Annotated in this window: 20 protein-coding genes; 15 read left to right on the top strand and 5 right to left on the bottom strand. The window is 63.0% G+C overall.

Annotation, left to right across the window (positions count from 1 at the left end; genetic code table 11):
* Positions 1 to 37: 37 nt before the first annotated feature.
* The 9 genes from ABT375_RS20205 (at position 38) to ABT375_RS20165 (ending at position 14,323) form a co-directional block, all read left to right on the top strand.
* The gene (locus ABT375_RS20205; protein ID WP_416465815.1) at positions 38 to 1,546 is read left to right on the top strand and encodes a serine hydrolase domain-containing protein; all 1,509 of its coding nucleotides are present in this window, start codon (positions 38 to 40) and stop codon (positions 1,544 to 1,546) included.
* 214 nt (positions 1,547 to 1,760) lie between these two features.
* Positions 1,761 to 4,460 (top strand): TonB-dependent receptor plug domain-containing protein, encoded by a 2,700-nt coding sequence (locus ABT375_RS20200; protein ID WP_416465813.1) that lies wholly within the window; start codon positions 1,761 to 1,763, stop codon positions 4,458 to 4,460.
* 76 nt (positions 4,461 to 4,536) lie between these two features.
* Positions 4,537 to 6,036, top strand: a complete 1,500-nt coding sequence (locus ABT375_RS20195) for an amidohydrolase family protein (protein WP_416465812.1) — start codon at positions 4,537 to 4,539, stop codon at positions 6,034 to 6,036.
* Positions 6,037 to 6,080: 44 nt separating this feature from the next.
* Positions 6,081 to 8,054, top strand: a complete 1,974-nt coding sequence (locus tag ABT375_RS20190) for a serine hydrolase domain-containing protein (RefSeq protein ID WP_416465810.1) — start codon at positions 6,081 to 6,083, stop codon at positions 8,052 to 8,054.
* Between the two features lie 130 nt (positions 8,055 to 8,184).
* Entirely contained in the window at positions 8,185 to 9,198 is a 1,014-nt protein-coding gene (locus ABT375_RS20185; protein ID WP_224546904.1) for a dipeptide epimerase, read from the top strand.
* A 22-nt stretch (positions 9,199 to 9,220) separates the two neighbouring features.
* Positions 9,221 to 10,504, top strand: a complete 1,284-nt coding sequence (locus tag ABT375_RS20180; RefSeq protein WP_416465808.1) for a peptide MFS transporter — start codon at positions 9,221 to 9,223, stop codon at positions 10,502 to 10,504.
* An 86-nt stretch (positions 10,505 to 10,590) separates the two neighbouring features.
* Positions 10,591 to 11,607, top strand: a complete 1,017-nt coding sequence (locus tag ABT375_RS20175; protein WP_416465807.1) for a DUF1611 domain-containing protein — start codon at positions 10,591 to 10,593, stop codon at positions 11,605 to 11,607.
* Positions 11,604 to 12,767, top strand: a complete 1,164-nt coding sequence (locus ABT375_RS20170; protein ID WP_224546898.1) for a hypothetical protein — start codon at positions 11,604 to 11,606, stop codon at positions 12,765 to 12,767. The genes ABT375_RS20175 and ABT375_RS20170 overlap by 4 nt, the downstream gene beginning before the upstream one ends.
* The gene (locus ABT375_RS20165) at positions 12,764 to 14,323 is read left to right on the top strand and encodes a serine hydrolase (protein WP_224546896.1); all 1,560 of its coding nucleotides are present in this window, start codon (positions 12,764 to 12,766) and stop codon (positions 14,321 to 14,323) included. Before ABT375_RS20170 ends, ABT375_RS20165 begins: the two co-directional genes overlap by 4 nt.
* 9 nt (positions 14,324 to 14,332) lie before the next feature.
* Here the strand turns inward: ABT375_RS20165 and ABT375_RS20160 are convergent, their stop codons facing one another.
* Positions 14,333 to 14,995 (bottom strand): helix-turn-helix domain-containing protein, encoded by a 663-nt coding sequence (locus ABT375_RS20160; RefSeq protein WP_261937327.1) that lies wholly within the window; start codon positions 14,993 to 14,995, stop codon positions 14,333 to 14,335.
* A gap of 373 nt (positions 14,996 to 15,368) precedes the next feature.
* On the opposite strand from ABT375_RS20160, the gene ABT375_RS20155 reads away from it, so the two are divergent.
* The 6 genes from ABT375_RS20155 to ABT375_RS20130 all read left to right on the top strand — a co-directional run bounded on the left by ABT375_RS20155 (position 15,369) and on the right by ABT375_RS20130 (position 23,360).
* Positions 15,369 to 16,013: a helix-turn-helix domain-containing protein gene (locus tag ABT375_RS20155; protein WP_416465804.1), complete on the top strand. Its 645-nt coding sequence runs from the start codon at positions 15,369 to 15,371 to the stop codon at positions 16,011 to 16,013.
* Between the two features lie 184 nt (positions 16,014 to 16,197).
* Positions 16,198 to 18,156 carry a serine hydrolase domain-containing protein gene (locus ABT375_RS20150; protein ID WP_416465803.1) on the top strand — a complete coding sequence of 653 codons (1,959 nt, stop codon included), beginning with the start codon at positions 16,198 to 16,200 and terminating at the stop codon, positions 18,154 to 18,156.
* Between the two features lie 128 nt (positions 18,157 to 18,284).
* The gene (locus tag ABT375_RS20145) at positions 18,285 to 19,328 is read left to right on the top strand and encodes a DUF1611 domain-containing protein (protein WP_261937323.1); all 1,044 of its coding nucleotides are present in this window, start codon (positions 18,285 to 18,287) and stop codon (positions 19,326 to 19,328) included.
* The gene (locus ABT375_RS20140) at positions 19,325 to 20,407 is read left to right on the top strand and encodes an alpha/beta fold hydrolase (protein WP_416465801.1); all 1,083 of its coding nucleotides are present in this window, start codon (positions 19,325 to 19,327) and stop codon (positions 20,405 to 20,407) included. The genes ABT375_RS20145 and ABT375_RS20140 overlap by 4 nt, the downstream gene beginning before the upstream one ends.
* Positions 20,404 to 22,038 carry an N-acyl-D-amino-acid deacylase family protein gene (locus ABT375_RS20135; RefSeq protein WP_416465799.1) on the top strand — a complete coding sequence of 545 codons (1,635 nt, stop codon included), beginning with the start codon at positions 20,404 to 20,406 and terminating at the stop codon, positions 22,036 to 22,038. Before ABT375_RS20140 ends, ABT375_RS20135 begins: the two co-directional genes overlap by 4 nt.
* 26 nt (positions 22,039 to 22,064) lie before the next feature.
* Positions 22,065 to 23,360 carry an amidohydrolase family protein gene (locus tag ABT375_RS20130; protein ID WP_416465797.1) on the top strand — a complete coding sequence of 432 codons (1,296 nt, stop codon included), beginning with the start codon at positions 22,065 to 22,067 and terminating at the stop codon, positions 23,358 to 23,360.
* A 92-nt stretch (positions 23,361 to 23,452) separates the two neighbouring features.
* On the opposite strand, the gene ABT375_RS20125 is transcribed toward ABT375_RS20130, so the two are convergent.
* The 4 genes from ABT375_RS20125 to ABT375_RS20110 all read right to left on the bottom strand — a co-directional run bounded on the left by ABT375_RS20125 (position 23,453) and on the right by ABT375_RS20110 (position 26,717).
* Positions 23,453 to 24,427, bottom strand: a complete 975-nt coding sequence (locus tag ABT375_RS20125; protein WP_416465795.1) for a fumarylacetoacetate hydrolase family protein — start codon at positions 24,425 to 24,427, stop codon at positions 23,453 to 23,455.
* Positions 24,428 to 24,496: 69 nt separating this feature from the next.
* Complete coding sequence (locus tag ABT375_RS20120; RefSeq protein ID WP_261937318.1) at positions 24,497 to 25,066, bottom strand: cupin domain-containing protein; 570 nt, start codon at positions 25,064 to 25,066, stop codon at positions 24,497 to 24,499.
* A gap of 11 nt (positions 25,067 to 25,077) precedes the next feature.
* Positions 25,078 to 25,563: a hypothetical protein gene (locus ABT375_RS20115; protein ID WP_416465793.1), complete on the bottom strand. Its 486-nt coding sequence runs from the start codon at positions 25,561 to 25,563 to the stop codon at positions 25,078 to 25,080.
* Positions 25,560 to 26,717, bottom strand: a complete 1,158-nt coding sequence (locus ABT375_RS20110) for an alpha/beta hydrolase family protein (RefSeq protein WP_416465791.1) — start codon at positions 26,715 to 26,717, stop codon at positions 25,560 to 25,562. The genes ABT375_RS20115 and ABT375_RS20110 overlap by 4 nt, the downstream gene beginning before the upstream one ends.
* Position 26,718 lies beyond the last annotated feature (1 nt).

The raw sequence follows: 26,718 nt of genomic DNA, 5'->3' as shown, positions 1-26,718 counted from the left end.
AAATAATTCCTGATACGAGAATATATGAGGGGCGGAAATGATGCATCTCGACCATCATGACAGGCGCGGGTGGAGGCTCGCCTTGCGCGGTGCCGCGGCCCTTCTCCTGCTGGCGCCGTCCGGCAATATGGCGTTGGCGAAGGCGCCGCAGGCATCGGCGCCCGTCTCCCTCGACAGGAGTCGCATCGTGGGGCTGCCGGATTTCATCGACGGCATTATGGCGCAGCAGATCGCGCAGCGCGAAGTGGCGGGGGCTGTCATTACCGTCGTCTATCGTGGCAAGGTGGTGATGACGCGCGGCTATGGTTTCGCCGATGTCGATCGCGCCATCCCGGTGGATGGGCAGCACACGCTGTTTCGACCAGGATCGGTATCAAAGCTTTTCACCTGGGCGGCGCTGATGCAGCAGGTGGAGGCCGGCAAAGTCGACCTGGATGTCGACGTCAATCGCTATCTCGATTATGCAATTCCGCCGTTTGAAGGCAAGCCGATCAAGGTTCGCTATCTCTTCGCCCACGCTGTGGGGATGAGCGACCTGTCTTACGCCGAAGGGGAATGGGAAAAGGAGGAGGCCTATCAATCCTTCCTCAAGACTCATATTCCCCAGCGGCTCTGGGCGCCCGGCGGAGAGATTTCCTATTCCAACTATGGTGCGGCGCTGGCCGGCTATATCGTCGAGCGCGTGTCCGGCGAACCCTTCCCGGATTATGTGGAACGCCATATTTTCAAGCCGCTTGGCATGACGACCAGCACGTTCCGCGAACCGCTGACGGGTGCCAATGCCGCCCATATGGCGCTGGGCTATGCCTTTGCGGATGGGCGTTACAAGGCGAAGCCTTATGAGCGCTATGACAAGATCATGCCCGCCGGATCGGCCGCGGCGACGGCGCCTGACATGGCGCGCTTCATGCTGGCGATGTTGGGCAATGGCGCGCTGGGTGCGGCGCGCATCCTGAAGCCGGAATCGGTTCATTTCCTCGAAAGCGACTCGATCGCTAACGCGCCGGGGCTACCGGGCATGGCCCATGGCTTCATGGTCGCGCGCGAAGCGGGGCCTCGCCTGGTTGGTCATGGCGGCAACACCATGGATTTTCACAGCTATCTGCTGCTTGCGCCCGAAGCGGATTTTGGTTTCTTCGTGTCGATGACGGGCGGGCAAGGGAGCTATGGGGCTCGCACCGAACTGAGCGACGCGATCGTCGGGCGCCTCTTCCCGCAGGCCCCTGCAACGCGCTGGACGCAGGCTGGCGCGGCGCCACCGGTCGGCGCTTACCGCGTCAATCGTCGCGACTATGCCAAGCCGGCCGATCCGGCGGGCGATCTCAAGCTTTCAATTCAGGGCGAACATGGCCTGCTGGTCGAGGCGCAGGGACGCAAAAGCTATTGGGAGCAGATCGGGCCGACGCTCTATGAACAAGTGACCGGCGCACGAGCGGGTGGCCCCTATGACCGGCTGCTGTTCTACGGCGCGCCGGACGATCTTCGCCTTTCCTTCGGTTCCCAGCCGCACGTTACCTATCATCTGGTCCCGTCCGCCGGGAAATGACTCGATCCCACGCCGCCGATCAACTCGACCGGCGGCTTTATTTTTCTGATATGACAATTTTATCTCATTTAGGATTGAATTGTCCTCATATTAATGTTCTTATCCTTCTCACTTGAATCGGAGGAAGCGGTTACGTCAGGCGAGAAATAGGCGAAGTATAAGCGGACGGCCTTGGCGTGCTGCGCCCCTTCGATGGGTGCAAAGGGGTATGAGCATGAAGTCCAACCATTTGTTGTGGCTTGCGGGCACCGCGTTGGCGGGGATCGCAGGCATGTCGCCCGCCATGGCGCAACAGCCGGCGGAACAGGTCGCAGAATCCGAAATCATCGTAACCGGATCGCGCATCCAGCGGCAGGGGTTCGATGCGCCCACGCCTACCACCATATTGGGGGTAGAACAATTACAGCAGGGCGACCGGCCCAGCCTGGCCCAGGCGCTGAACGACATCCCGCAATTCCGGCCGACATCGACCCCGGAAACCACCACCGGCAACACCACTGCCGCTGCTTCACCCGCCGATTTGCGCGGCTTGACCGCGGTGCGCACGCTGACGCTCCTTAACGGACATCGCTTTACCGGCAGCGCCGATCTGAACAGCGTGCCGCAGAATCTGATCAAGCGGGTCGATGTGGTGACGGGCGGCGCATCGGCCGCCTGGGGTTCCGGCGCGGTCGCGGGTGTCGTCAACGTCATTCTGGATGATGATCTGACCGGCTGGAAAATGGGCGCCAACACCGGCATCTCGTCGCGGGGTGATGGCTACCGTTTCGGCGGCGACATGGCCTGGGGTGCGAAATTCGCGGGTGATCGCGGCCATATCATGGTCGGCGGCGAATATCTCAAGAGCAAGGGCGCGTTCGATCGCGATTCCCGGCCGAACCTGAACGGCGGGCTGTTCCAGCGCGCCGACGGCCAGCTCGTGCTGACGGATGACGTCAATTATACCATTCTCAATCGTGGTGGATCGATCCTCAGCACCTCCGCGGTTCCCTATAATCTTGTGTTCAACCCGGACGGATCGGTCGGCCCGCTACCGTTGGGCAGCGAAACCTTTGGCCAGCAGACCATCGGCGGCGGCGGACAGAGCATCTATGATTATCTGTCGGTCAGCACCCCCTATGAACGAACCAATCTTTTCGCCCGTATCAGCTACGACCTGACCGATAATCTGAAAATCTGGGCCGAAGGCAGCTATAACCGCATGGCGGGCGACTTCAGCTTCTTTCCGGAAACGCCGATTTCCGTCATCCAGCAAGATAACGCATTCCTGACCGCAACCGCCAGATCGCAACTGGCGGCGGCAGGCGTCACCGGCCCCTTCATCCTTGGGCGTATCCTGGACGATGTCGGGCCGGACGGCATGTTGCGATTCAACTATGCGCGCCGCAATCTGGAAGGGGCGATCGGGCTGGACGGCAGCTTCGGCAATGGCTGGAGTTACAAGCTCTATTATGACCATGGCGAATTGCGAAACCGCCAGACGCTGGGCAATCAGCGTATCGCGGCGCGCTTCAACAAAGCGATCGACGCAGTGCTGGTCAATGGCAGCCCGGTCTGCCGTGTCAATGCGGATGCCAGCACGGCCAATGACGACGCCGCCTGCGTGCCGATCGACATTCTTGGCAATGGCAAGATCAGCGATGCCGGCCGTGCCTATGCCTTTGGCGATGCCTCCTCGACCAGCACCACCAAGCTGGACGCGGCAGGCTTCAGCGTGAGTGGCCAGCCTTTCTCCACCTGGGCCGGTCCGGTCGACATTGCAGTGGGCGGCGATTTCCGCTGGGAAGAATTCGTTACCAACTCGATCGACGCGCTGTCGGCGACCCGCGCTTTCGCTACGCTCAACTATGCGCCCACCAATGGGGGCTTCAACGTCAAGGAATTCTTTGCTGAAGTCGCGATACCGCTACTCGACGTAGCGGACACGGCCAAACTGGAAGTGAACGGCGCGGCCCGCTATTCCGATTACAGCACAAGCGGTGGCATCTGGTCGTGGAAGACTGGTGGTACTCTTCGACTGGTCAACGATCTGCTGTTGCGTGCCGTCTATTCACGTGACATCCGTTCGCCCAGCATCAACGAATATTATTTGGGTCGTGCCACCAACATCGGCAATATGCAGGATCCGTTCCGCAATAATTCGGTAGCGCTGAACGTATTCAGCTATACGGGCGGCAATCCGGCGCTCGACCCGGAAATCTCGCACACTTTGACTTTGGGCGGCTCCTATTCGCCGCACTTCGTGCCGGGACTGCGCCTGTCGGTCGATTTCTACAAGATCAAGATTGATGGTGTAATCGTCACGCTTGCACCTCAGGACGTGCTGAACCTCTGCGCTGCGCAGAATCCGAACGACAATCTGTGCGGTGGCCTGATCGAGCGTGACGCCAATGGCGGCCTCGTCTCGGTTCTGCGCACCTATCGCAACCTCGCCCAGTATAAGACCAAAGGGCTGGATATTGAAGCCGCCTATCAGGTGCCGGTAGGGGCGGGGCGCGTCACCGTCCGGTCGCTGGCGACCCATGTCATGGAACTGCTGATCGACGACGGCGTCACCACCACCGACCGCGCGGGTATCGTCGGAGGCGATACGGCCTTCTCCACGCCAAAATGGCGAGTGACGACGTCGGTCGGCTATGATGACCCACATTTCGGCGCGGACCTGCGCGTCCGGCATGTCAGCGGTGGAAAATATACCTATGTGCCCGGTCCGAACGGCCAGTTGCCGCTCAACAACGACATTGGCGGACGCACCTATGTCGATCTTGCCGTCCGCTTCAAGGTGGGCGCCTTCACCCTCTACGGCAACGTCAACAACCTGTTCGATCGCGATCCGCCGCTGTCGCAATATACCAACGCGAATTACGATGTGATCGGCCGCTACTTCTCCGGCGGCGTGAAGCTGAACTTCTGATCGCCCGACAGCGATACGGACGGCGATGGGGTCCTTGCCCGTCGTCGTCCGGCATTCTTGATGAAAGGATCTGAAGATGCGCGCTGCCTATTCTTCCTTCCGGCATGGAGCGGCGGTAGTTGCAGGACTGCTGCTGGCGGGAGAAGCGATTGCTGTTCCTGCCCCAGGCTATGACCTGATCCTGGCCGGCGGGCGGGTGATCGATCCGGATAGCGGCCGGGACGAAATCGCCGATATCGCTATCAAGGATGGACGTATTGCGGCCATCTCGACGGCATCGCTCGGCGGGGGGAGGCGGCTCGATGCCAGGAACATGGTGGTTGCGCCTGGTTTCATCGACCTGCACGCCCATGGACAGGATCCCGTGGCGGAGCGACTGCAACTGCTGGACGGCGTGACCACGGCGATCGACATGGAGATCGGCACGTTGCCGGTCGCCGATCTCCACGCCCGGATGCGGGGCAAGGCTCTCATCAATTTTGGCGCGTCTGCCTCCCACATCTGTGCGCGGTTGCAGGTCCTGTCGGCCAAGTCCTGCGCGCAAAGTGGTCCACATCAGGTTGCGGCCGATCCGGCGATGCTGGCCAAGAGCGCCGACCCCACGCAGGAGAGGCAGATCGCCGATCTGATGGACCGGGACGTGAAGGCCGGCGCGCTCGGCTATGGCCTTGGCATAGAATATGTGCCGGGCGCCGGACGGCGCGAGATTTTCCGCATTTTCCAGGCGGCGGGCAAGACTGGGGCGCCGGTCTTCACGCATGTCCGCAGTCGTCCGCTCGACAAGGCGAGCGGCGTGCCGATCGCGGTCGTGCAGGAAGTGATTGCTGACGCGGCGACCACCGGGGCGTCGCTTCAGATCGTGCATATCGCCTCGACCGGCCTTGGCGACGTGCCGACGCTGCTCGAACTGGTGAAGGGCGCGCAGGCCCATGGCATCGACATTACGACCGAGGCTTATCCCTATACCGCCGGCAGCACCGCCATCGGCTCCAGCTTCTTTTCGGACGGATGGGAGCAGCGCAACGGCGTGAGTTATGAAGCGGTTCAGTGGCCCGCCACCGGCGAGCGGCTGACGCAGGCGACGTTCGAGCGCTACCGCAAGGAACAGCCAGACGCCGCCGTCATCATCCACGTCATCCCCAGCGACATCGTCGATCTGGCCGTCACCGATCCTGTGGTTAGCATCGCATCGGACGGTGTACCCTGGACCACATCGGGCGAGCATCCGCGCGGTGCGGGCACTTTCGCGCGAGTGCTGGGCGTCTATGTCCGCGATCGCAAGCTGCTCGACCTCAAGACCGCGATCGCCAAGATGACGATCATGCCGGCCCGCAGGCTGGAAAAGATATCGCCCCAGATGGCGCGCAAGGGACGCCTCGCTGTGGGCGCCGATGCGGACATCACCGTCTTCGACCCGGCGAAGATCAAGGACAGTGCGACATTCGAAAAGCCGATGCAGGCGTCGGTCGGCATCCGCTACGTCTTGGTCGGCGGCACGTTAATGGCGCGCGACGGGCGGGTAATCGACGGCCAGTTCCCCGGACAGGCCATCCGCAGCGGGCTGGCACAACCATGACGGGACAATCTTCACACAGCTTCAACAGGGAAGGGCGCAGCATCATGCGATGGATGAAATATCTGGCCGCCGGCGCGCTGGCGCTGGCCGGCGGCGTTACCGTGGCGCAACAGGCGCCCCTCGATGCGCCCTCGCTGCTGCCGCAGCCAGCCGCGAGGCCCGGCGCCGTCGTGCCGATTGCGCCCGTGCTCGATGGGCAGCATATGCTGACCAAACAGGATGCCGACGCCTGGCTCGACGGGTTCCTGCCTTATGCCCTGGCACGGGGGGATGTTGCCGGCGCCGTGGTCGTCATCGTCAAGGACGGGCAGGTGCTGACACAGCGCGGCTTCGGCTATGCCGATGTCGCCAAGCGCAGGCCGGTCGATCCGGCCACCACCCTTTTCCGCCCCGGTTCGGTGTCGAAGCTCTACACCTGGACGGCGGTGATGCAGCAGGTGGAGGCAGGCAAGCTGAACCTCGACGCCGACATCAATCAATATCTCGACTTCAAGATTCCGCCTTTCGATGGCAAGCCGATCACGCTGCGCAACATCATGACGCACACGGCCGGGTTCGAGGAAGCGGGCCGCGACCTGATCGGCAAGAGCGATAATATTCCGACGCTGGAAGTCGCCTTGAAGCGCTGGACGCCGCACCGTGTCTATGCGCCCGGATCGACGCCGGCCTATTCCAACTACGCGACCGCGCTGGCCGGCTATATCGTGCAACGGGTCAGCGGTATGCCGTTCGACGACTATATCGAACGCAATATCTTCCAGCGTCTCGGCATGAAATATGCGAGCTTCCGCCAGCCTCTGCCGGCCGCGCTCCAGCCGCACATGGCCACAGGCTATCAGTTGGGATCGGGCGAGGGCAAGCCGTTCGAGATCGTCTCGGTCGCCCCGGCCGGCAGTTCGTCCATCAGCGGCGCCGACATGGCGAAATTCATGATCGCGCACCTTAATGATGGCGGTCCGCTGTTGAAGCCTGAAACGACCAAGCTGATGCATTCGCCCGCCAACGAGCCGCTACCGGGCCTCAACCACATGATGCTCGGCTTCTATGAGGAAAAGATCAACGGCATCAGCGCCATCGCCCATGGCGGCGATACGCGCTGGTTCCATTCCGATCTGTCGCTGTTTCCCAGCAAGAATGTCGGCATCTACATCTCGCTGAACAGCATGGGGAAAGACGGCGCGGTCGGTCCGATCCGCAACAGTTTCTTCAAGCAGTTCGCCGACCGCTATTTTCCCGCGCCGAAGCCCGCGCCCAAGGAACTGGCGACGGCCAAGGCCCATGCGGCGCAGGTTGCCGGCACCTATGGCACCAGCCGTGCGCCGGTCGAGAACTGGGCGGCGATGATGGGTTTTCTCAGCCAGATGGACGTTGGCACGGACAAGGACGGCAAGCTGTCGGTACCCGCATTCAAGACCATCGGCGGTGCGCCGCGCAAATGGGTCGAGGTCTCGCCCTATGTCTGGCAATCGACCGAGGATGGCGACCAATTCGCGGCACGTGTCGAAAATGGAAAGGTCACGCGGGTCTTCTACGGCCCGGTCGCACCGATCATGGTGTGGGATCCGGTACCCTGGTACAAGAATAGCGCCTGGCTTAAGCCGTTGGCGATCGGGGCGCTGGCCATTCTGGTTCTGACTGCGCTCGCCTGGCCCGTCGGCGCCATCAACCGCAAGCGCTATGGCGCGAAGCTGGAACTGACGGGTCGTGACCTGGCGCTGCATCGCGTCGTGCCCGCCTGCGCCTGGGCTATGCTGGGGCTACTCGGCAGCTGGGTCGCTGTGGTGGTCATAGCGAGCGATTATGTGACGTCGGCCGGTCTCATCTGGTTCAACCAGATCGCCGGACTGCTGCTCTTCTTCGGCTTCGTCGGCGTCGCCGGCTGGAACGCCTGTTTGGCCTTCAGGAACAAGCGTGGCTGGTTCGGCAGGCTATGGAGCGTGCTGTTGCTCGGCGCCGCCGTCGTCATGCTGTGGGTGGCGCTCGCCTTCCATCTCATCAGCTTCGGCGCCAACTGGTAATGGCGGGCCGAGGCCGGGCGACGCCGCGTCGCCCGGCCTCGGCCAAACTTCCCGACAATCCCTCTTTTCACCCGCGAGCAATGCGCGGGTGCCGGGCGACTTGCGCCCGAACGCTTCAGGAGTTCTTACTGTGACCACCGCTCTGACACTCGACGTGCAAGCCCAGCGGCTCGATTTCAAAGCACCCTTTCGCATTTCGGGTTATGTTTTCGAAGGGCTGGACTGCGTGATCGCAACCCTGTCGGATGGCAGGCATAGCGGGCGCGGCGAAGGCGATGGCGTCTATTATCTGGACGATCGACAGCCCCATATGCTGGCTGAACTGGCGCGGGCGCGGACGGCGATCGAGGCCGGGCCGACCCGCCAGGAGTTGCGCACGATCCTTCCGGCCGGCGGCGCGCGCAATGCTGTCGATGCTGCTCTATGGGAATTGGAAGCGAAACGCGACGGCACGCCGATCTGGGCACTGGCCGGACTGGACGCGCCGAAGCCCGTCGTCACCACCTTCACCCTGGGTGCGGACGATCCGGCGAAGATGGCGCAGGCCGCGGTTGCCTTCGGTCCGGTGCGCGCCATCAAGATCAAGCTGACCGGCGAGCTGGATTTGGACATTGCCCGCGTCGCCGCGATCCGCGCCGCGCGGCCCGATGTCTGGTTGGGGGTCGATGCCAATCAGGGGTTCGCGATCAACGAGCTGGACAGCTTGGTGGCCGCGATGGTGACGGCCAATGTCTCCCTGATCGAACAGCCGCTGGCGCGTGGGCGGGAGGCCGATCTGGACGGCTATCGCTCGCCCATTCCGCTGGCGGCGGACGAAAGCGCGCTGACACTGGAGGATGTGCCGGGACTGGTCGGCCGCTTCGACGTGGTCAATATCAAGCTCGACAAATGCGGCGGCCTGACCGAAGGGTTGATGATCGCCAAGGCTGCGAAGGCCGCCGGGCTGGGCGTGATGGTGGGCAATATGGGCGGCTCCACGCTCAGCATGGCGCCCAGCTTCCTGCTGGGACAATTGTGCGACATTTGCGATCTGGACGGCCCGATCTTTCTGAGCGCCGACCGCGATCCCGCCATAAGCTATGACGAGGGCATGGCCTGGTGCGACGAACGCATGTGGGGCAGGGAAAGCCCGGACGCGGTATGACCTTCGCCGGGATTTTCGACCAGTGACGGGTGCGCAGGCGGAGCGCAGCTGGTTCGGCCAGCCGCCAGGGCTCACCATCCTGTTCCTGACGAACATGTGGGAACAGTTTTCCTATTTCGGCATGCGGGCGTTGCTGGTCTATTATATGACCCGGCAACTGATGCTGGGGCAGGGGCAGGCGTCCTTTGTCTATGGCGCTTATACCGCATGCGCCTATTTCACGCCGATCGTCGGCGGGGTGGTTGCGGATCGCTGGCTGGGCAAGCGTCGCGCGGTCACGATCGGCGCATCCGTCATGGCGGCGGGTCATTTCATGATGGCGTTCGAACCGCTCTTCTACCTCGCGCTTGCCACCATCGCGCTGGGCAACGGACTGTTCCTGCCCAGCCTGCCGAGCCAGATCAACGATCTTTATGCGCCGGGCGATCCGCGGCGCGGCTGGGCCTATAATGTCTATTATGTCGGCATCAATATCGGCGGTTTCCTGGCGCCTCTGATCTGCGGGACGCTGGGCGAAATTTACGGCTGGCATTATGGCTTCGGCGCGGCCGGGATCGGCATGTTCGCGGGTCTTGCCATCTATCTGCTGGGGCAGAAGCATCTGCCGTCCGAGCAGGTTGCGCCGATTGTGGTGCAGGATGGCATGACCGTATCAGCCGGGAATAATCGTCAACTCTGGTTGGTGCTGGCGGCGGTGGGCCTGTGCGTCACCATCTTTCGTGGCGCTTATGAGCAGGTGGGCAACACCGTGGCGCTTTGGGCCGGCAATGGGGTGGACCGTAGCGTTGGCGATGTCGCCATCCCCATGACCTGGTTCCAGTCGCTCAATCCCCTGCTGGTCATGCTCCTGACGCCGCCGTTGCTGGCGCTGTGGCGGCGGCAGGCGGCGGCGGGGCGAGATGGCGCGCCAGCGCGCCGCATGGCGCAGGGCGCTCTTCTGGTCGGGCTCGCTTATGTTCTGCTGGCGCTCGTCGCCTGGCAGGCAGGGGAAAGACAGGCGGCCTGGTTGTGGCTGGCGCTCTTCTTCCTCATCTTCACCGTAGGCGAACTGTTCATCCTGCCATCGGGTCTGGGTCTGTTCGCGCGCCTCGCACCGCCGCGCCTCGGCGCGACCACGGTAGCGGCCTGGTATCTCACCATCTTTGCCGGCAGCCTGAGCGCCGGGCTGGTCGGCACGCTGTGGAGCCATATGGCCCATGGCAGCTATTTCGTCCTGCTGGCCGCCCTCGCTTGCCTGGCCGCCATTCTGCTCCGGCTGCTCGATCCGGCCATTCGTCGCATCGACCGCAACTGGACCGATAAATAAGTTGATTATTCTCCAATCAGGATCATAATGTCCTGAATAGCAAAAGTTGGATATTTGATATGACGATGCGGCAAGGCGGGTTTGATATGGGAACGCTGGTTCTGCCCCGCCCCTATCTGCTGTTCTTAGGCGATGCGACTGAACGTGGTTTCGCGAAGACCGCGCTGGGTCTGGCGGACTGGGCGCCCAATCTGTGCTTAGGGGAATATGGTCTGCCAGGCTGCACCGTGACTGCCGGCCTGCCGCCGCTGACGCCGGCCGAAGCGAGGAGCAAGGGCGCTCGCGCGCTGGTGATCGGCGTGGCCAATGTGGGTGGGGTCATCCCCGATCAATGGATGGACGCACTGGTCGAAGCGCTGGACGCCGGTTTCGATCTGGTCAGCGGTATGCACGCCAAACTCGCCAGCTTCCCGCGCCTTGCCGATGCGGCCGCAAAGGCTGGACGGCAATTGATCGACGTGCGCACGCCTCCGTCCGGTATTCCGATCGCGACCGGGCGCAAGCGTAGCGGCAAGCGGCTGCTGACGGTCGGCACCGACTGCGCGCTGGGCAAGAAATATACGGCCCTTGCCATCGCCGATGGCTTCAAGGCGCGCGGCGTCAATGCCGATTTTCGCGCCAGCGGCCAGACCGGCATCATGATTGCGGGATCGGGCATGCCGATGGATTCGGTGGTTTCGGATTTCCTTGCCGGCGCAGCCGAGATACTGAGTCCCGATGCACCACAGGAACATTGGGACGTGATCGAAGGTCAGGGGTCTTTGTTCCACCCCGCCTATGCTACCGTATCTCTGGGCTTGCTGCATGGTAGCCAGCCGGACGTCTTCATTGTCTGTCATGAGGTCGGCCGCACCGGAATATTGGGTGTCAGCGGATATAGCCTGCCCTCCATTCCTCAAGTGATCGAGCAGACCGTCGTCATGGGCCGACTTACCAATCCGGCGATCCGTTGCGCGGGGATCAGCCTCAATACCTCGTCGCTCGATGCCGTCGGCGCTGCAGCCGAAATCGATCGGCTATCGACCGAGCTTGGCTATCCGGTCGCAGACCCGATCCGGCGCGGTGCGGCCTTCGAGCGGCTGCTGGATGCCTGCCTCGCATGAGCGGCGCGGGAGAAGCGCAGGCGCAGGGGGCACGGGGCGCAAGCTGGTTCCAGCGCTTCCTCCTGCCCGGCTTCGCGCTGAAGGCGGTCATTATCGGTGGCGGCTATGCGACCGGGCGGGAACTGGCGGAATTCTTCCTGCCAAGCGGCCCCTGGGGCGGGCTGGCCGGGATGATTCTGGCGATGCTGATCTGGAGCATCGTCGCCGCCGTGACCTTCCTCTTCGCCCGTATGGTCGGCGCGCGCGACTATCGGAGCTTTTTCGAGGCTCTGCTGGGCCGGGCCTGGTTCATCTTCGAGATTGGCTATCTGCTCTTCATCATCCTGATTCTGGCGGTCTTCGGCGCGGCCGCCGGGGCGATTGCAGAGGTGGCGTTCGGCGCCGCGCCGATCGTCGGCACGTTGGCCTTGATGGCGGGCATCGGCCTGTTCGCGACCTTCGGCAACGCCTCGGTAGAGCAGTTGTTCAAATGGGTCTCCTTCCTGCTCTACGGCGTCTATGCGCTGTTCCTGATCCTGGCACTGTCCGGCTTCGGCGACCGGATCGGAGCAGGCTTTGCGGTGCCGGCCCCGGCAGATGGCTGGGCTCTGGGTGGACTCACCTATGCCGGCTATAATATCATCGGCGCGGTCGTGATCCTGCCGGTACTCCGACACATGCGCTCAGATCGCGACGCGGTGGTGGCCGGCCTGATCGCCGGGCCGCTCGCCATGGCGCCGGCGATCGCCTTCTTCATTTGCATGATCGCCTTCTACCCCGGTATCGCACAGGAAGTGCTGCCGTCCGATTTCCTGCTGGGCCAGCTCGGCAGCCCGACCTTCCACCTGCTCTTCCAGTTGATGATCTTCGCCGCACTGCTGGAAAGCGGCACCGGCGCGGTCCATGCCGTCAATGAACGCATCGCCAAGGCCTGGCATATTCGGCGCGGCGCAGTCCTGGGCAGTCCGGCGCGGCTGGGCATCGCGCTCGTCATCCTGACCGGCTGCATGTTGGTGGCCGACCGGGTCGGCCTGGTGGCGCTCATCGCTACCGGCTACCGCGCCCTCGCCTATATCTTCCTTACCGTCTACGTCCTGCCGCTACTGACCATCGGCCTTGTCCGACTGGCGCGCCGGCGGCGCGCCGTCCCGCCGTTCGTTGCTCAAGAGGAAGTCGCATGAAGCGCCTGTTGATCGCCTTCGCCCTTGCATCCACGTCAGCCCATGCCGCTCCGCCGGCCGATTTCGACGCCCGCGTCGAGGCGCTGCGTCAGGCGACCGGCGTTCCCGGCCTGGGCATCGCCATCGTGGAGAAGGGAAAGACGGTCCTGGCCAAGGGCTATGGCGTCAAACGGCTGGGATCGTCCGATGCGGTGACGCCGCACACGCTCTTTGCGACCGGATCGACTGGCAAGGCTGTGACGGCGGCGGCTCTGGCGACCCTGGTGGATCAGGGCCGGATCGGCTGGGACGACAAGGTGATCGACCATCTGCCCGGCTTTCAGATGTGGGATAGCTGGGTCACGCGCGAAATGACGATCCGCGACCTGCTGGTCCACCGCTCCGGCCTGGGACTGGGTGCGGGCGACCTGCTGTTCGTGCCGCGCAGCAACCTGTCGCGCGCAGAGGCCGTGCGACGACTGCGCTATATCAAGCCGGCTACCAGTTTCCGCAGCGGTTATGCCTATGACAATATCCTCTATATGGTCGCAGGCCGGCTGATCGAGACGGTTACGGGCAAGACATGGGAAGCCTATGTCAAGGACCATGTCTTCAAGGCTGCGGCCATGACGGATTCGGTCAGCGACGATCCCGACCGTTTCGCCAGCCCCGATCGCGCCCAGCCCCATGCCCGCATGAACAGCGGGCTGCGCGGCGCGGGCGATCAGGAAGTGCTGGACGAGCGCGACGGCCTCGCCCGCAACGCCGCGCCGGCGGGCGGGCTGGCGGTCAGTCCGGTGGACATGGGGAAATGGCTGGCGCTGCAACTGGCCCAGGGCAAGCTGCCGGATGGTGGCCAGCTTTACAGCCCTGCCCAGGCGCAGGAGATGTGGCGGCCGACCACGTTGATGCCGATCGCGCCCAAGCCGCCCGAACTGGCGCTGACCCAGCCTAAATTCTACAGCTATGCGCTGGGCTGGATGGTGCAGGATTATCGCGGTGCGAAGATTCTCCAGCATGGCGGCGCGGTCTTCGGTTTCCAGACCATGGTCGTGCTCATGCCTGAACAGGATGTCGGATTTGCGGTCGAGATCAACAGCGAGGATGGCGAACTCGTCCAGGGGCTGGTGTATGAACTGCTCGACCATTATCTCGGCTATCCATCGCAGGACTGGCCTGCGAAATTCCGTGCCTTCAAGGCCAGGAAAGTCGCCGACGGCCTCGCCGCGTTCAAGGCCAAGGGCGCCGCACCGGCCCAATCCGGCCCCTCATTGCCGCTCGCCCGCTATGCAGGCACGTATCGCGACGCCTGGTATGGCGACATCATCGTCGGGCAGGACAAGCAAGGGCTGACCATCGACTTCCGCTCCACACCGCGTATGGGCGGGCGACTCACCCATTTCCAGTATGACAGCTTCCTGACCCGCTTCGACGACAAGACGATTGAGCCGGCCTATGTCAGCTTCGGGCTGGATGCGGATGGCAAGGTGGAGCGGGTGACGATGAAACCGGCCTCGCCCATTGCCGACTTCAGCTATGACTATCAGGATTTGCTCTTTACGCCTGTCCAGCCGTGATCGCCGGCATCAGCCTTTGCGCGGCGCGCGCTTCTTGACCTCACCCTTGGTCACATGATGATGCGCGTCATGCATCAGGTTCGACAGATCTTCTTCCGCGCTCGACATCACGCCGATGGTCAGTGTCTCCTTATAGCCCGGCGCACACACATAGGCATGACCCATGCCGGAATCGATATAGATGGATTCGCCGGCTTTTAGCTCGATCGGGTCGTAAAATTCCGTGTGGACGATGATCGCGCCCTCCACCACATAAATGAATTCCTCACCCGAATGACGGACAAGTTGGCCGAACTCCTCGATCGTCTGGGCATGGATGCGCGTGACGACCGGCACCATCCGCTTCTGCCGCAATTCGGTGCAGAGATAATAATATTCGTAGTTGGACGTATCGACGCGCACCGCATTGTCGAGCGTCCCGACGCTTCGGCGACCCATGATGGCGGCCGGCAGGGTCGCGTCCGCCTCCACGAACAGATCGGCGATGCTGATGTTCAGCCGCTCGCTCAATTGCAGCAGCTTGTCATAGGTCAGCGACAGCCGGTCATGCTCCACCTTGGACAGGGTGGATACGGGGATACCGGACCGCTGGCTCATTTCCTTCAAAGTCCAGCCATTGCGGGTACGCAGATCCGTAATCACCGCGCCCAGGGTCCGTCGACCGCCTGCCATTCAAATCGCTCCTGTATCTCACCCTGCACGAATGGACTTTCATGTCCTATTCGGAAAAACTGCACCCGTAATAGCATCGTCGCGCCGCAATGTGCAATGCGCGCAGCGCTTGTCACAGCGCTGCGTTACTTCCTGCCAGGCATGCTAATCTTCGATGGCGGGACCATCGTACACCGAACGCGGCGAACATGGGCGAGATCCATTCGGCCATCGAAAAATAAGTCCTGACAGGACAAGCATGCTGTAGCGATCAACAGGCATTTCCTTTGCAATCCATGACGCCATAACCGCTTACGAGACAGGATGGAAAATTTATGCTAATCGAGAAAATCGCGCCCATATCTCGGGTCGGATCGGAATTAAGCGGATACGGATGAAACGCATTCCCAAGCCTGGTGTCGACAATAATCCTGGCGCTTTTCTGCGGGAATTCCGGATCGCCAATGGTCTTACGCTGGCAGAGGCGAGCCGCAAGACCGGCCTTCCAGTCTCGACATTGTCCAAGGTGGAAACCGGGAAGATGTCGCTTAGCTACGAGAAGTTGGTGAAGGTCAGCGCCGGGCTGGGTATCGATATCGCCCAGCTTTTCTCGGCCGCCACATCCGTGGCGCCGGTAACCCATGTGCCATCGGGTCGTCGCAGCATTACGCTGGCGGGGGCGGGGCCGACGATCGAGACTGCCGCCTATACCTACACCTATCCGTCGGCGGATCTGCTGAACAAGCGTTTGAATCCGATGATCCTGGACGTGGCGGCCCGGTCGATTGAGGAATTCGGCAACCTGATGCGACATCCTGGCGAAGAATATGCCTTCGTCATCCAGGGGCAGTGCGAATTTCACAGCGACATCTACGCGCCCTCTGTGTTGAAGGTTGGGGATTCCATCTATTTCGACGCCTCCATGGGACATGCCTATGTCGCGGTAGGGGAAGAGCCCTGCCGCGTGCTGTGCATCTGTTCGGCGAAGGATAGCGAACTTAAGTCGAATCTGCACCCGACCGGGAGCGACAGGCCGTAGGACGGTCGGTCGCACGCCAGCCTTCATCCCCGTCGTCACTTCCCCCGCCGCACGTGTGAGCCGGGCGAGCCGTCATATCCGGCCTATTGACAATATTGCACTGATATTGTCAGATTGGAAAAATTTTCCATAATGGAAATTATCGCGCCGTATCCGGCGCAGGCGGGCGGCGAGAGGGGATATCATGCGCGGACTATGCGGGTGGATCGGTATGGCGATGCTGGCATGGGCGGGACAGGCGATGGCGCAGCCCGACGCGGTGCATGCATCACGGGTAACGCCGCAGTCGTCGCGCCCCGTCGCGCATATATTGGACAAATCCGATGTCGATGCCTGGCTGGACGGCTATATGCCCTATGCGTTGCAGCGTGGCGATGCCGCCGGGGCGGTCGTCGTGGTGGTCAAGGACGGCAAGATACTGACCAAGCGCGGCTTCGGCTATGCCGATGTCGCGACGCGTCGGCCCGTCGATCCGGACATGACCCTGTTCCGTCAGGCATCGATCTCCAAACTGATCACCTGGACCGCCGTGATGCAGATGGTGGAGCGGGGCAAGATCGACCTCGACAGGGACGTGAACGCCTATCTGGATTTCAAGATCCCCGACCGTTTCGGCAAGCCCGTCACGATGCGTAACCTCATGACCCATCGTGGTGGCTTCGAGGAAGTCCAGCGCGGCCTCAACAGCTATGACATCAAAGATGTACCTCCGCTCGACATCGCGTTGAAGCGACAGATCCCGATGCGCATCTTCCCGCCAGGTACGACGCCGGCCTATTCCAACTATGGCACGACGCTGGCGGCTTATATTGTGCAGCGCGTATCGGGCGAACCGTTCGATGCCTATGCGCAACGGCACATCTTCACACCGGCGGGCATGGTGCGCTCCAGCCTCAGCCAGCGTCTGCCCATCGACCTACAGTCGCTGGTGGCGAACGGCTATGGTCGCGGATCGGGCAAGCCTACCCGTCTGGAACTGAACAGTTTCTGGCCGGCCGGCGGCATGAGTGCATCCGGCGTCGACATGGGCCGTTTCATGATCGCCCATCTGGATCATGGCGGCGTGCTGCTGCGGCCGGAAACGGCGCGGCAAATGCACGACACGATCCTGAAAGCCATTCCGCCCCTCAACGGGATGGCGCTCGGCTTTTACGAACAGAATATCAACGGCCGCCGCGCGCTCTCTCATGCCGGGGACACATTGACCTTCCACAGCCAGTTGTGGCTTTTGCCGGACGATAATGTCGGCATTTACATGTCGATGAATGCGGCGGGTACGGACAAGGTTTCGGGGCCGATCCGCAACTACTTGTTCGACGCCTTCGCCGACCGATATTTTCCGTTCGATCAGAAGGACGGTCGCGTCGACGCCGCAACCGCCAAAGCCCATGCGCGCATGATGGTGGGCACCTACAATAAGACGCGTCGACTGGAGAACAGTTTCCTTAAAGCGATGGAGTTGAGCAGCCAGATCAAGGTGGGGCTGGATGCGCAGGGCGGCCTGCTCGTGAAGGCCGCGCCAGGACTGGCCGGGCAGCCCCGCACCTGGATCGAGATCGCTCCCTTCGTCTGGCGCGATAGCATGAGCAAAACTCGGCTCGCCGCGCAGGTCGAAAATGGCAAGGTCGTGCGCTTCGGCCTGGACAGTTCGTCGCCCTATCTGCTGTTCGAGCCAGCACCCTGGTATCTGTCGTCGGCGTGGCTGACGCCGGCGTTGCTGGTCAGCCTTGTCACCCTGTTCCTCACGGCCTTGTCCTGGCCGATCGTCGCGCTGGTGCGGCGGCGTTACGGGGTTCAGCCAATGCTCACTATCGCTCAATGGCGCGCCTATCGGTCAACGCGCGGCTTTGCCGGACTCGCCATCGCGCTTCTGGTCTGCTGGCTTTGGTTCAGCAGCGTCCTGCTTGGCGATTTTTCGTCGATGAACGGTGAACTGGATTGGGCGTTGATCGCGCTGCAGGTGGCGACGCCGCTGGTCCTGACGGGATTGTTCGGCGCGGCCCTCTGGAATGCCGGGTTGACCTGGCGGCGTGGCGGCGGCCGATTTGCGAAAGGCTGGAGTCTGGTGCTGATCGTCAACGCGGCCATCTTGTTGTGGATCGCGATCGGCTTCCACCTGATCGGCTTCAGCGTGAATTTCTAATTAGAGAATTTATTGGTTGAAATTCCCATAATAGAAAATATGGTAGTGAAAGATGAACGATGCCGGCCATGATGCAGAGTCGCGATGCGGGCGCGCCTCATGCCGGCATCCACTGACAGGTGAGACAGGTGTTTCTTCAGACCATATCCGATGCCGCCGGGGCCACTGCCCTGCCCCAGCCCTATCTGCTCTTCCTTGGCGATACGGTCGAGCCGGGCTTCGCCAAAACTGCCTTTGGCCTGCGCGACTGGGCGCCTGAAAAATGCACGGCGGAATATGCGCTGCCGGGCGCGACCGTCACGACCGGCCTGCCGGCCATGAGCCCTGCGCAGGCGCATCAGGCGGGTGCCCGCGCGCTGTTGATCGGCGTCGCCAACAGCGGCGGGGTGTTGCCCGACAATTGGTTGCCGGCATTGGTGGAAGCGCTCGAAGCGGGCCTGGATATCGTCAGCGGCCTCCATATGCGGCTCGCGGAATCGCCCATCCTCGCGGACACCGCGGCGCGTCTTGGCCGACGACTGATCGACGTGCGCCATCCGCCCCACGACATAAAGATCGGAACCGGGCGCAAGCGCAGCGGCAAGCGTCTGCTGACGGTCGGTACGGACTGCGCACTGGGCAAGAAATATACGGCTTTGGCCGTCGCCCGCGGCTTTGCGGACCGTGGCGTCGACAGTGATTTTCGCGCAACCGGCCAGACCGGCATCATGATCGCGGGCGGGGGCATCCCGATGGACGCGGTGGTTTCCGATTTCGAAGCCGGCGCCGCAGAAATGCTCAGTCCCGACTCCGCGCCTGATCACTGGGATGTGATCGAAGGGCAGGGATCGCTGTTCCATCCCGTCTATGCCGCCGTCTCCATGGGCCTGCTCCATGGCAGCCAGCCTGATTGCATCATCGTGTGTCATCACCCCGGCCGCACCGAAATGCTCGGCACACCGGGCTATGCGCTGCCGAGCGTCGAAGAGGCGATCGATCTCAACCTGCGGGTCGGAGGACGGACCAATCCCGCCATCCGGTGCGCCGGCATCGCCTTCAACACCGCTTACCTCGATGAGGGCGAGGCTGTTGCGCTGATGGCGGAAGAAAGCCGCCGACTGGGTTTGCCCGTCGCCGATCCCATCCGTCGCGGCGCAGCCTTCGACCAGTTGATCGACAACTGCCTGTCATGACCGCCAGCCCCCCCAGGCCTGGCGGATGGGCGCGCACCCGGCGATGGACGCTGCGGATCATGCTGGGCCTTGTGGCGCTGCTGCTCTGCCTTCTCATCGCGGGCGCGCTCTACGAAGCCTGGGGGCGGTACAGCGCCGCGCGGCTTTATCCACCGCCGGGCAAGCTGGTCGATATCGGCGGCCGCCGCATCCATATCGATTGCCGTGGCACCGGCTCTCCGACCGTGATCCTGGAATCCGGTCTCGGTTCGGGTGGATCGGTGGACTGGGCGCGCGTCCATGATGCGCTTGCCCGCCATACCCGCACCTGTGCCTATGACCGCGCCGGCATCATGTGGAGCGATCCCAAGCCCGGTCCGCAAAATGCCGCCGCCGTCGCGGAGGATCTTCACGCCACCCTTGCGGCGGTGGGTATTCGCGGGTCGCTGGTCCTGGCGGGCCATTCGATCGGCGGCCCCTATGCGCGCGTCTATACCGCTCGCTATGGCGATCAGGTGGCCGGGTTGGTCATGGTCGATGCATCGCATCCCGATCAGGTGGCGCGCTTCGCTCAGGTCATAAAGGCCAATGTCGATCCGACCAGGATGCTGGGCGTGATGCGCATCGCGACCGGCTTGTCATGGACCGGTGTCGTCCGCCTGCTCACCGGCAAAGATGTGCCGAACCTGCCCCGCGAGGCGGGGGCGAAGATCGCAGCCTATACCAGCGTTTCGATCAGGGGCGCGCGGGCGGAACTGGAAGGTTTCAACCGGACCATGGACCAGGCTCGCAGCGTCCGCAGTTTCGGCGACCGGCCGCTCGTCGTGATGACCGCTATGGCGCCTCTTACGCCTGCGCAATTGAAAGGGCTGGATCTGACGTCGCAGGATGGCGCGCGAATGAAGCAGATATGGAAGGCGCTCCATAACGAGATGACCGCCATGTCGAGCCGGGGACACCAACTGATCGTGCCGGATGCCGGCCATTATATCCAGATCGACCGGCCCGATATGGTGATCGCTGCGGTCGATCGGGTCGTAGACGCCGTTCGCGCCGATGAGGCGCACAGGCAGGGCCTTCAGCAAGGGGGAAAACCATGATCAAGCATGTCCTATTATGCAGCGCCATGTCGTTGCTGCTCGTTGCGAACGCGCCTTCTCCGGACCCCTCGGTTTCGGATTATGACATCGTGATCCGCGGCGGTCGCGTGCTGGACGGGGCGGGCAATCCCTGGGTCCGGGCCGATGTCGCGGTCAAGGATGGACGCGTGGTGCGGATCGGGCAGGTCGGCGGCCATGGCGCGAAGGAGATCGACGCCAAAGGCCGCTATGTCTCCCCCGGCTTCATCGACATGATGGACCAGTCCGGCGGTGTCCTGATCAAAAATGGCGCGGCCGAGAACAAGCTGAAGATGGGCGTCACCACCGTCATCGCGGGCGAGGGCGGGACGCCGGTCGAGGCGTCGCAAATCCCGGCCTATTTCACCCAGTTGGAAAAGCAGGGCATTTCCGTCAATTTCGGCTCTTACTATTCCACTACCCAGGCCAGGGTGAAGGCGATGGGCGATGGCGCCGGCAATCCGACCGACGCGCAGATGGACATCATGCGCAAGGAAGTGCGCACCGCGATGGAGGCAGGCGTGTTCGGCGTGACCAGCGCTCTCATCTACCCGCCCAGCAGCTTCGCCACCACGGCGGACCTCATTTCGATGGCGAAGGTGTCGGCACAGTGCGGCGGTTTCTACGCCACCCATATGCGCGATGAGAGCGCCGATCTGGTCAAGGCGGTCAATGAAGCGATCGAGATCGGCGAAAAATCGGGCGCGAAGGTCGAAATTTTTCACCTCAAGGCCGCCTTCGCCCCCGGTTGGGGCGCGCTTATGCCACAGGCCATCGCCGCGATAAATGCGGCGCGCGCGCGCGGCGTCGACGTGGCCGCTGACCTGTATCCCTACACGGCTGGCGGCACCGGGCTGGAGATCATCGCGCCCAGCTGGGTCTGGGCCGACGGCGTGCAGAAGGGCATCGAGCGCCTGCGTGATCCCAAGCTACGCGAACGGATGAAGAAGGAAGTCGCTGCCGGCTCCATGCCCGGCTGGTCGAACCTGGTCCAGGCGTCGGGTGGCTTTGGCAACGTCATCCTCGCCAATGGCTTCAGTAAGAAATACGCCCCCTATCACGGCCAGAGCCTGGAGAAGATCGGCGCCGCGTTGAAGCGTGATCCGGCCGACGTGGCATGGGATATATTGCTGGAAGGCCTGCCGAACCGTTCCGTCGCGCTCTATTTCATGATGAACGAGGGTGATATCGAAACCGCGCTGCACCAGCCCTGGGTCAGCATCGGCAGCGATGCCGCTGCGTCGGAGAAACTGGGCCAGATGGATGCGCTCGGCCTGCCGCATCCGCGCGCCTACGGCACCTTTCCGCGGGTCATCGCCGAATATTCCCAGCGCCGCCCGGTGATTTCGCTCGAGGATGCGGTGCGCAAGATGACCGGTTGGCCAGCGCAGCGCATGGGCCTCACGGATCGCGGGCTGATCCGCGACGGGATGCGCGCCGACATCATCATTTTCGATCTCGACAAACTGGACGATGTGGCGAGTTGGGAAAAGCCAACGGCGTTGCCGACCGGCATCGATACCGTGCTGGTCAATGGCGTCGTCACGGTGGAGGGTGGCCAGCATAATGGCGCGAAGGCCGGCGTCATATTGCGCCATGGCTGCAACGGCTGAAACGGCGATTGGGGAGGATTGAAGCGATGAAGACGATAATCCTGATGGCGATGGCGACCAGTATGCTGGCGTCCCCCGCAGTGGCGCAGGGCGGGGCGTCCGGCGTTCGCACCTATATTCAGGCCGGTCGCCTGCTTGCCGATCCGGCCAGCGGCCGCGTCGACACGAACAAGACGATCGTGGTGGAAGGCGGCAAGGTCTTGGAAATCCGAGACGGCTTCGTTGGTGAAGGCAAGGTGATCGACCTGCGCGACAGCTTCGTGCTGCCCGGCTTCATCGACAGCCATGTCCATCTGACGTCGCAGTCCGGCCCTGACAGCCGGCTGGACGGTGTGACGAAGTCGACCACAGCGCAGGCATTCGACGGCATCGTCTATGCAAAGCGCACTGTCCGCGCAGGCTTCACCACCGTTGCGGATCTCGGTTCCGATCCCGAAGCGATCAACGCCCTGCGCGATGCGATCGCGCAGAAGAAAGTTGTCGGCCCGCGCATTCTGGCCGCAGGCGTTGTCGCGGCGCATGGAGGCCATGGCGACGTCCATGGCTATCGGCAGGAGATACTGGACCTGTTCCGTCCGACGACCCTGTGTTCAGGCGCCGACGATTGCGCCCGCGCGGTGCGGCAGGCAGTGCAGCAGGGCGCGGATGTCATCAAGACCGCCTCGACCGGCGGCGTCATGTCTGACACGGCAGCGGGACTCGGTCAGCAGATGAGCGACGCCGAACTCGCCTCTATCGTCGAGACGGCGCACCGGCTGGGCCGCAAGGTCGCTGCTCATGCACACGGGACGGACGGCGTTAATGCCGCCTTGCGCGCGGGCGTGGACTCGGTCGAGCATGGCACTTATCTCGACGCCGAATCCATCCGGCTGTTCAAGGCGAAGGGCAGCTATCTGGTGCCGACCCTGCTCGCCGGCGACACGGTGACGCGGCAGGCCGAAACGGCCGACTGGATGCCCGCCACCGTCCGCGCCAAAGCGCGCATCGTCGGTCCGCTGATGATCGATGCCGTGCGCCGCGCGCGGGCAGCGGGCGTGAACATGGCTTTCGGCACCGATTCCGGCGTGTCTGCCCATGGCGACAATGGCCGCGAATTCGCGCTGATGGTACAGGCGGGCCTGCCGCCGATCGATGCGATCCGCGCCGCCACCATATGGGCGGCCGCCCATGTCGGCCTGGACAAGGAGATCGGTTCGATCAGCACCGGCAAGGCGGCCGACATAATCGCGGTAAAAGCCGATCCGCTGCGTGATATCCGTGCGCTCGAAACCATGGCCTTCGTGATGAAGGGGGGCGATGTCGTTCGTGCGCTCGACGACTAATCCTCTTCCAGGGCCGATCTGAACAATGGTGAGGTGGCGCCGGTCACCCGCCGATCGCTGCGGTCCAATTCCAATTCTGTATCGACATCGGATTACAGGCCGACGTTGATATATGCCGCGACCGTCTGATGAAGTTCGCCGAATATATTTTCGTCTGTCCCCGCGCACATCCTTACTCTGTCGCCAAAACGAAGAAAGGGTGTGACGGGCTGGCCCTGTGCGATCATTTCGATCGCCCGACGCTCCGAAATGCAGGTCGACCCCACCCTGTTGAAATCGACATCAGAAACCGTCCCCGAGCCGATGATCGTTCCAGCGCACAGGTGCCGCGTCCGGGCGGCATGGGCTATCAATTCGTGGAAACCATATTCCATAGCTTCGCCCGAAGGATGGCCGAACCAGTCGCCATTGATTTCGACGCGAAGCGGCAGGCAGACCCGGCCATCGCGCCAACGGTCGCCCAGTTCGTCCGGCGTTATCGCGATGGGCGCGGCGCTGCAGGCAGGCTTGGCCTGTATCCAACCGAAGCCGGTCTTCATTTCCTTCGGAGCCACGGCGCGCAACGACCAGTCGTTGATGAGCAGGATGAGGCGAATATGGCCCATCGCCTCGTCCGCCGAACAGCCCATCGGCACATCGTCGGTGACGATGCCGAATTCCCCTTCGAAATCGATGCAGTCCGCTTCGGTGGGGAAGGCGACATCTTCGCGCGGGGCCAGAAAGCGATGGCTCATGCCCTGATACATGAGGGGGAGGTCGGTTTCGATGGGCGGGTGGTTGAATGCCCGCTCCATCAGGACGCCGTGATTGGCGAAGGCCGACCCGTCCAGCCATTGCCAGGTGCGCGGCAGCGGGGCGAGGAGCGTGGCGTGATCGAGGCTTTCGCCGCCGCCTTCCTCCAGCGTGGTCGAGAGGGCGGCGGCGTCATCCAGCAGCGCGTCCCAATCGGTGATCGCATGCAACAGGTTGGGCCAGCGCGCGCCCAGCGGGAGGCAGCGCGCGCCATCGTGCGAAATGAGTATCAATTCTCCGTCGGCCGTGCCGTTGGCGCGCGTTGCGAAACGCATGGGTCCGCTTCCTTCCAATAATATCGTAGGATGCCGGCGCGCGGGTTACGCCGCGCGCCGGGCCAAGGCTTAGCGCTTCAGATCGTCGTCAAATGCGCCGTCGATCAGGATGAAGACGATCCGGCAGTTGCGGTCCGATCGGTTGGACCAGCCATGGTTGGTGCCGCGCTGGATGACGATGTCGCCTGCGCGCACGGTGGTTTCGCCTTCGTCCATAATCAGGACCAGTTCGCCTTCCACGACGATGCCATAGTCGATCGTTTCGGTGCGGTGCATCAGCGCGTGTCGCGATCCTTCGCCATGATGGGCGGACGCGTCATGCGCACCGACTTCGGCGAAATGGGCGCGGGCCTCTTCGGGCGACATGGTGCGGATGCCGTCGCCTTCGGGCGGGATGTCGAGCACGCGGATGCGGGTACCGTTCCTGGGCGGGGCCAGGATGATGCCGGTTTCGGCCGGTTCGCCCGAAGCAGCGTCGAGCGGGGCGGGGGTGGCCTGGGTGTTCCAGACTTCGTGGAACATGGGGCCGATGTCGCCACCGACACGCTGGACGCGCTGGACCGGACCATCGTCCTGGATGATGGCGCGACCGGCGGCGTCATGACCGGTGACGATGCGGCGAACGGATGCAAATTCCATGAGCATATTTCCTAGATGAGGGGCGCGCCGCCGACCATGCGTCGCAGCACGCGCCAGGTGACCCATGCGCCAAGGGCGGCGCCGTAGATGATCTTGATGCCAAGGGCGTATCGCCAGTGCAGCGTGGCGACGTCGCTGACCAGCCAGAGAAATGCGATTGCGGCGCCCAGCATCAGGGCCGACAGGATCGAGAGGAAGGCGGCCCTCAACAGCCATTGGATTGTAGCGGGGCTGCCACTCCGGATGCCCAGCCGCCCCGTCAGTTGGGCGCGCCGCGCGATCAGGCCGGGTACGAGACAGGCCATGAGCGCCACGGCGACGCTTTGCCACAGGAAATCGACGGCATAGTGCCATTCTCCCACCGCAATATGGTCCGCCGAGCCGAAGATGATGAAGAAGAACAGCGCGCCGATCACCCCGTTGATCACAGCGCTGACGATCGTCTCCCGCGCGATATAGGGGGTGATGCGGCCCAACTGTTCTTCCGCAGTCCTCACGCGGTCTTGCCGCCCAGCGTGTCGGCGAACCAGTCGGCGATATAGTCGCGGCCATAGGACATATTGTCCGCGCCGACATGTTCGACGCCGCCTTCTCGCTCGGTGAACAGCTTGAGCGCGCGGCGGGGACTGTTGACGAGCTGGTCGTAGCAGTCATGCGCATAATCGACGCTGATCTGCCGATCCTTCGCGCCATGGGTGACGAGGAAGGGCACCTTGATCCCGTCCATATGGCCGTTGAGGTTCATGCCCTCCGCCTTGGCCAGGAAGTCGTCCATGTCGCTCGCGCCAAAGGCCCACATGACATGCGCCCAATAATGGGGGACGGGGTTCTCGCCCTCGCGCTTCATGCGCTTCTGCTGGACCTCGGCCCAATTATGGTTCGCGCCCCAGACCGCGCCGCTGGCGAAGCGCGGTTCATAGGCGACGGCGCGCGGGGCGAAATGGCCGCCCAGCGAAATGCCGGTCATGCCGATCCGCTTGGGATCGACATCGTCCTGCTGCTCCAGCCAGTCGACGGCCTTGCTTGCCCAGTTTTCGCTGTGCGGATCGACAGGGAGATTCTGGAGGCGCAGCGCTTCGCCCGATCCGGGCTGATCGACGCAGAGGGTCGAGATACCACGACGCGCCAGCGCTTCGGGTAGACGCGACCAGTAGAGCAGTTCCTTGCAGCTGTCGAGGCCGTTGCAATAGACCACGACCGGATGGGGGCCATTCCCCGGCGCGCTTGTGTAGAGCGCGGGCATGGTGCCGGTGGCGAGGGGAATGTCCACGCGCCGACGGTTGATCTGGCCGAGCGCGGTCGAGCGGTCGAACGTGTCGCGCGCCTTGGCATAGGTGGCCTGGCGACCGGGATGGCCGTGGCCCTGCATCCGCTCTGCATTGAACAGATAGAGCGACGCGCGCTCCAGCTTGTCGGAGGCGGAGAAGGCGCGGCCCTGCGCCTCATCCTCCGCCGCCAGGTCGATCAGCTTGTCGGCCATCGCGACCCACTGCGCCATGAACATGGGCGTGCCCGCGTCCGCGCCGGAGGCGGCTGCATCCTTGATCGGCTGGCACATGTCGACGATCTCGCCGATGCGCCCGCCGCTCTCCATCGCGATCGCGACCGACAGGTTCCAGATATAGTTGGGGAAATATTCGAACAAAGCCATA

It is taken from the genome of Sphingomonas sp. VDB2 (assembly GCF_047946695.1).
Taxonomy (GTDB): domain Bacteria; phylum Pseudomonadota; class Alphaproteobacteria; order Sphingomonadales; family Sphingomonadaceae; genus Sphingobium; species Sphingobium bisphenolicum.
This window is presented reverse-complemented; position numbering and strand designations above follow the sequence as displayed.

What these genes read in the sequence shown, in the direction of transcription:
- ABT375_RS20205 (WP_416465815.1), top strand. Translation starts at nt 38, where the DNA reads ATGATGCATCTCGACCATCATGACAGGCGCGGGTGGAGGCTCGCCTTG.
- ABT375_RS20200 (WP_416465813.1), top strand. Translation starts at nt 1,761, where the DNA reads ATGAAGTCCAACCATTTGTTGTGGCTTGCGGGCACCGCGTTGGCGGGG.
- ABT375_RS20195 (WP_416465812.1), top strand. Translation starts at nt 4,537, where the DNA reads ATGCGCGCTGCCTATTCTTCCTTCCGGCATGGAGCGGCGGTAGTTGCA.
- ABT375_RS20190 (WP_416465810.1), top strand. Translation starts at nt 6,081, where the DNA reads ATGCGATGGATGAAATATCTGGCCGCCGGCGCGCTGGCGCTGGCCGGC.
- ABT375_RS20175 (WP_416465807.1), top strand. Translation starts at nt 10,591, where the DNA reads ATGGGAACGCTGGTTCTGCCCCGCCCCTATCTGCTGTTCTTAGGCGAT.
- ABT375_RS20170 (WP_224546898.1), top strand. Translation starts at nt 11,604, where the DNA reads ATGAGCGGCGCGGGAGAAGCGCAGGCGCAGGGGGCACGGGGCGCAAGC.
- ABT375_RS20165 (WP_224546896.1), top strand. Translation starts at nt 12,764, where the DNA reads ATGAAGCGCCTGTTGATCGCCTTCGCCCTTGCATCCACGTCAGCCCAT.
- ABT375_RS20160 (WP_261937327.1), bottom strand. Translation starts at nt 14,995, where the DNA reads ATGGCAGGCGGTCGACGGACCCTGGGCGCGGTGATTACGGATCTGCGT.
- ABT375_RS20155 (WP_416465804.1), top strand. Translation starts at nt 15,369, where the DNA reads ATGAAACGCATTCCCAAGCCTGGTGTCGACAATAATCCTGGCGCTTTT.
- ABT375_RS20150 (WP_416465803.1), top strand. Translation starts at nt 16,198, where the DNA reads ATGCGCGGACTATGCGGGTGGATCGGTATGGCGATGCTGGCATGGGCG.
- ABT375_RS20140 (WP_416465801.1), top strand. Translation starts at nt 19,325, where the DNA reads ATGACCGCCAGCCCCCCCAGGCCTGGCGGATGGGCGCGCACCCGGCGA.
- ABT375_RS20135 (WP_416465799.1), top strand. Translation starts at nt 20,404, where the DNA reads ATGATCAAGCATGTCCTATTATGCAGCGCCATGTCGTTGCTGCTCGTT.
- ABT375_RS20130 (WP_416465797.1), top strand. Translation starts at nt 22,065, where the DNA reads ATGAAGACGATAATCCTGATGGCGATGGCGACCAGTATGCTGGCGTCC.
- ABT375_RS20125 (WP_416465795.1), bottom strand. Translation starts at nt 24,427, where the DNA reads ATGCGTTTCGCAACGCGCGCCAACGGCACGGCCGACGGAGAATTGATA.
- ABT375_RS20120 (WP_261937318.1), bottom strand. Translation starts at nt 25,066, where the DNA reads ATGGAATTTGCATCCGTTCGCCGCATCGTCACCGGTCATGACGCCGCC.
- ABT375_RS20110 (WP_416465791.1), bottom strand. Translation starts at nt 26,717, where the DNA reads ATGGCTTTGTTCGAATATTTCCCCAACTATATCTGGAACCTGTCGGTC.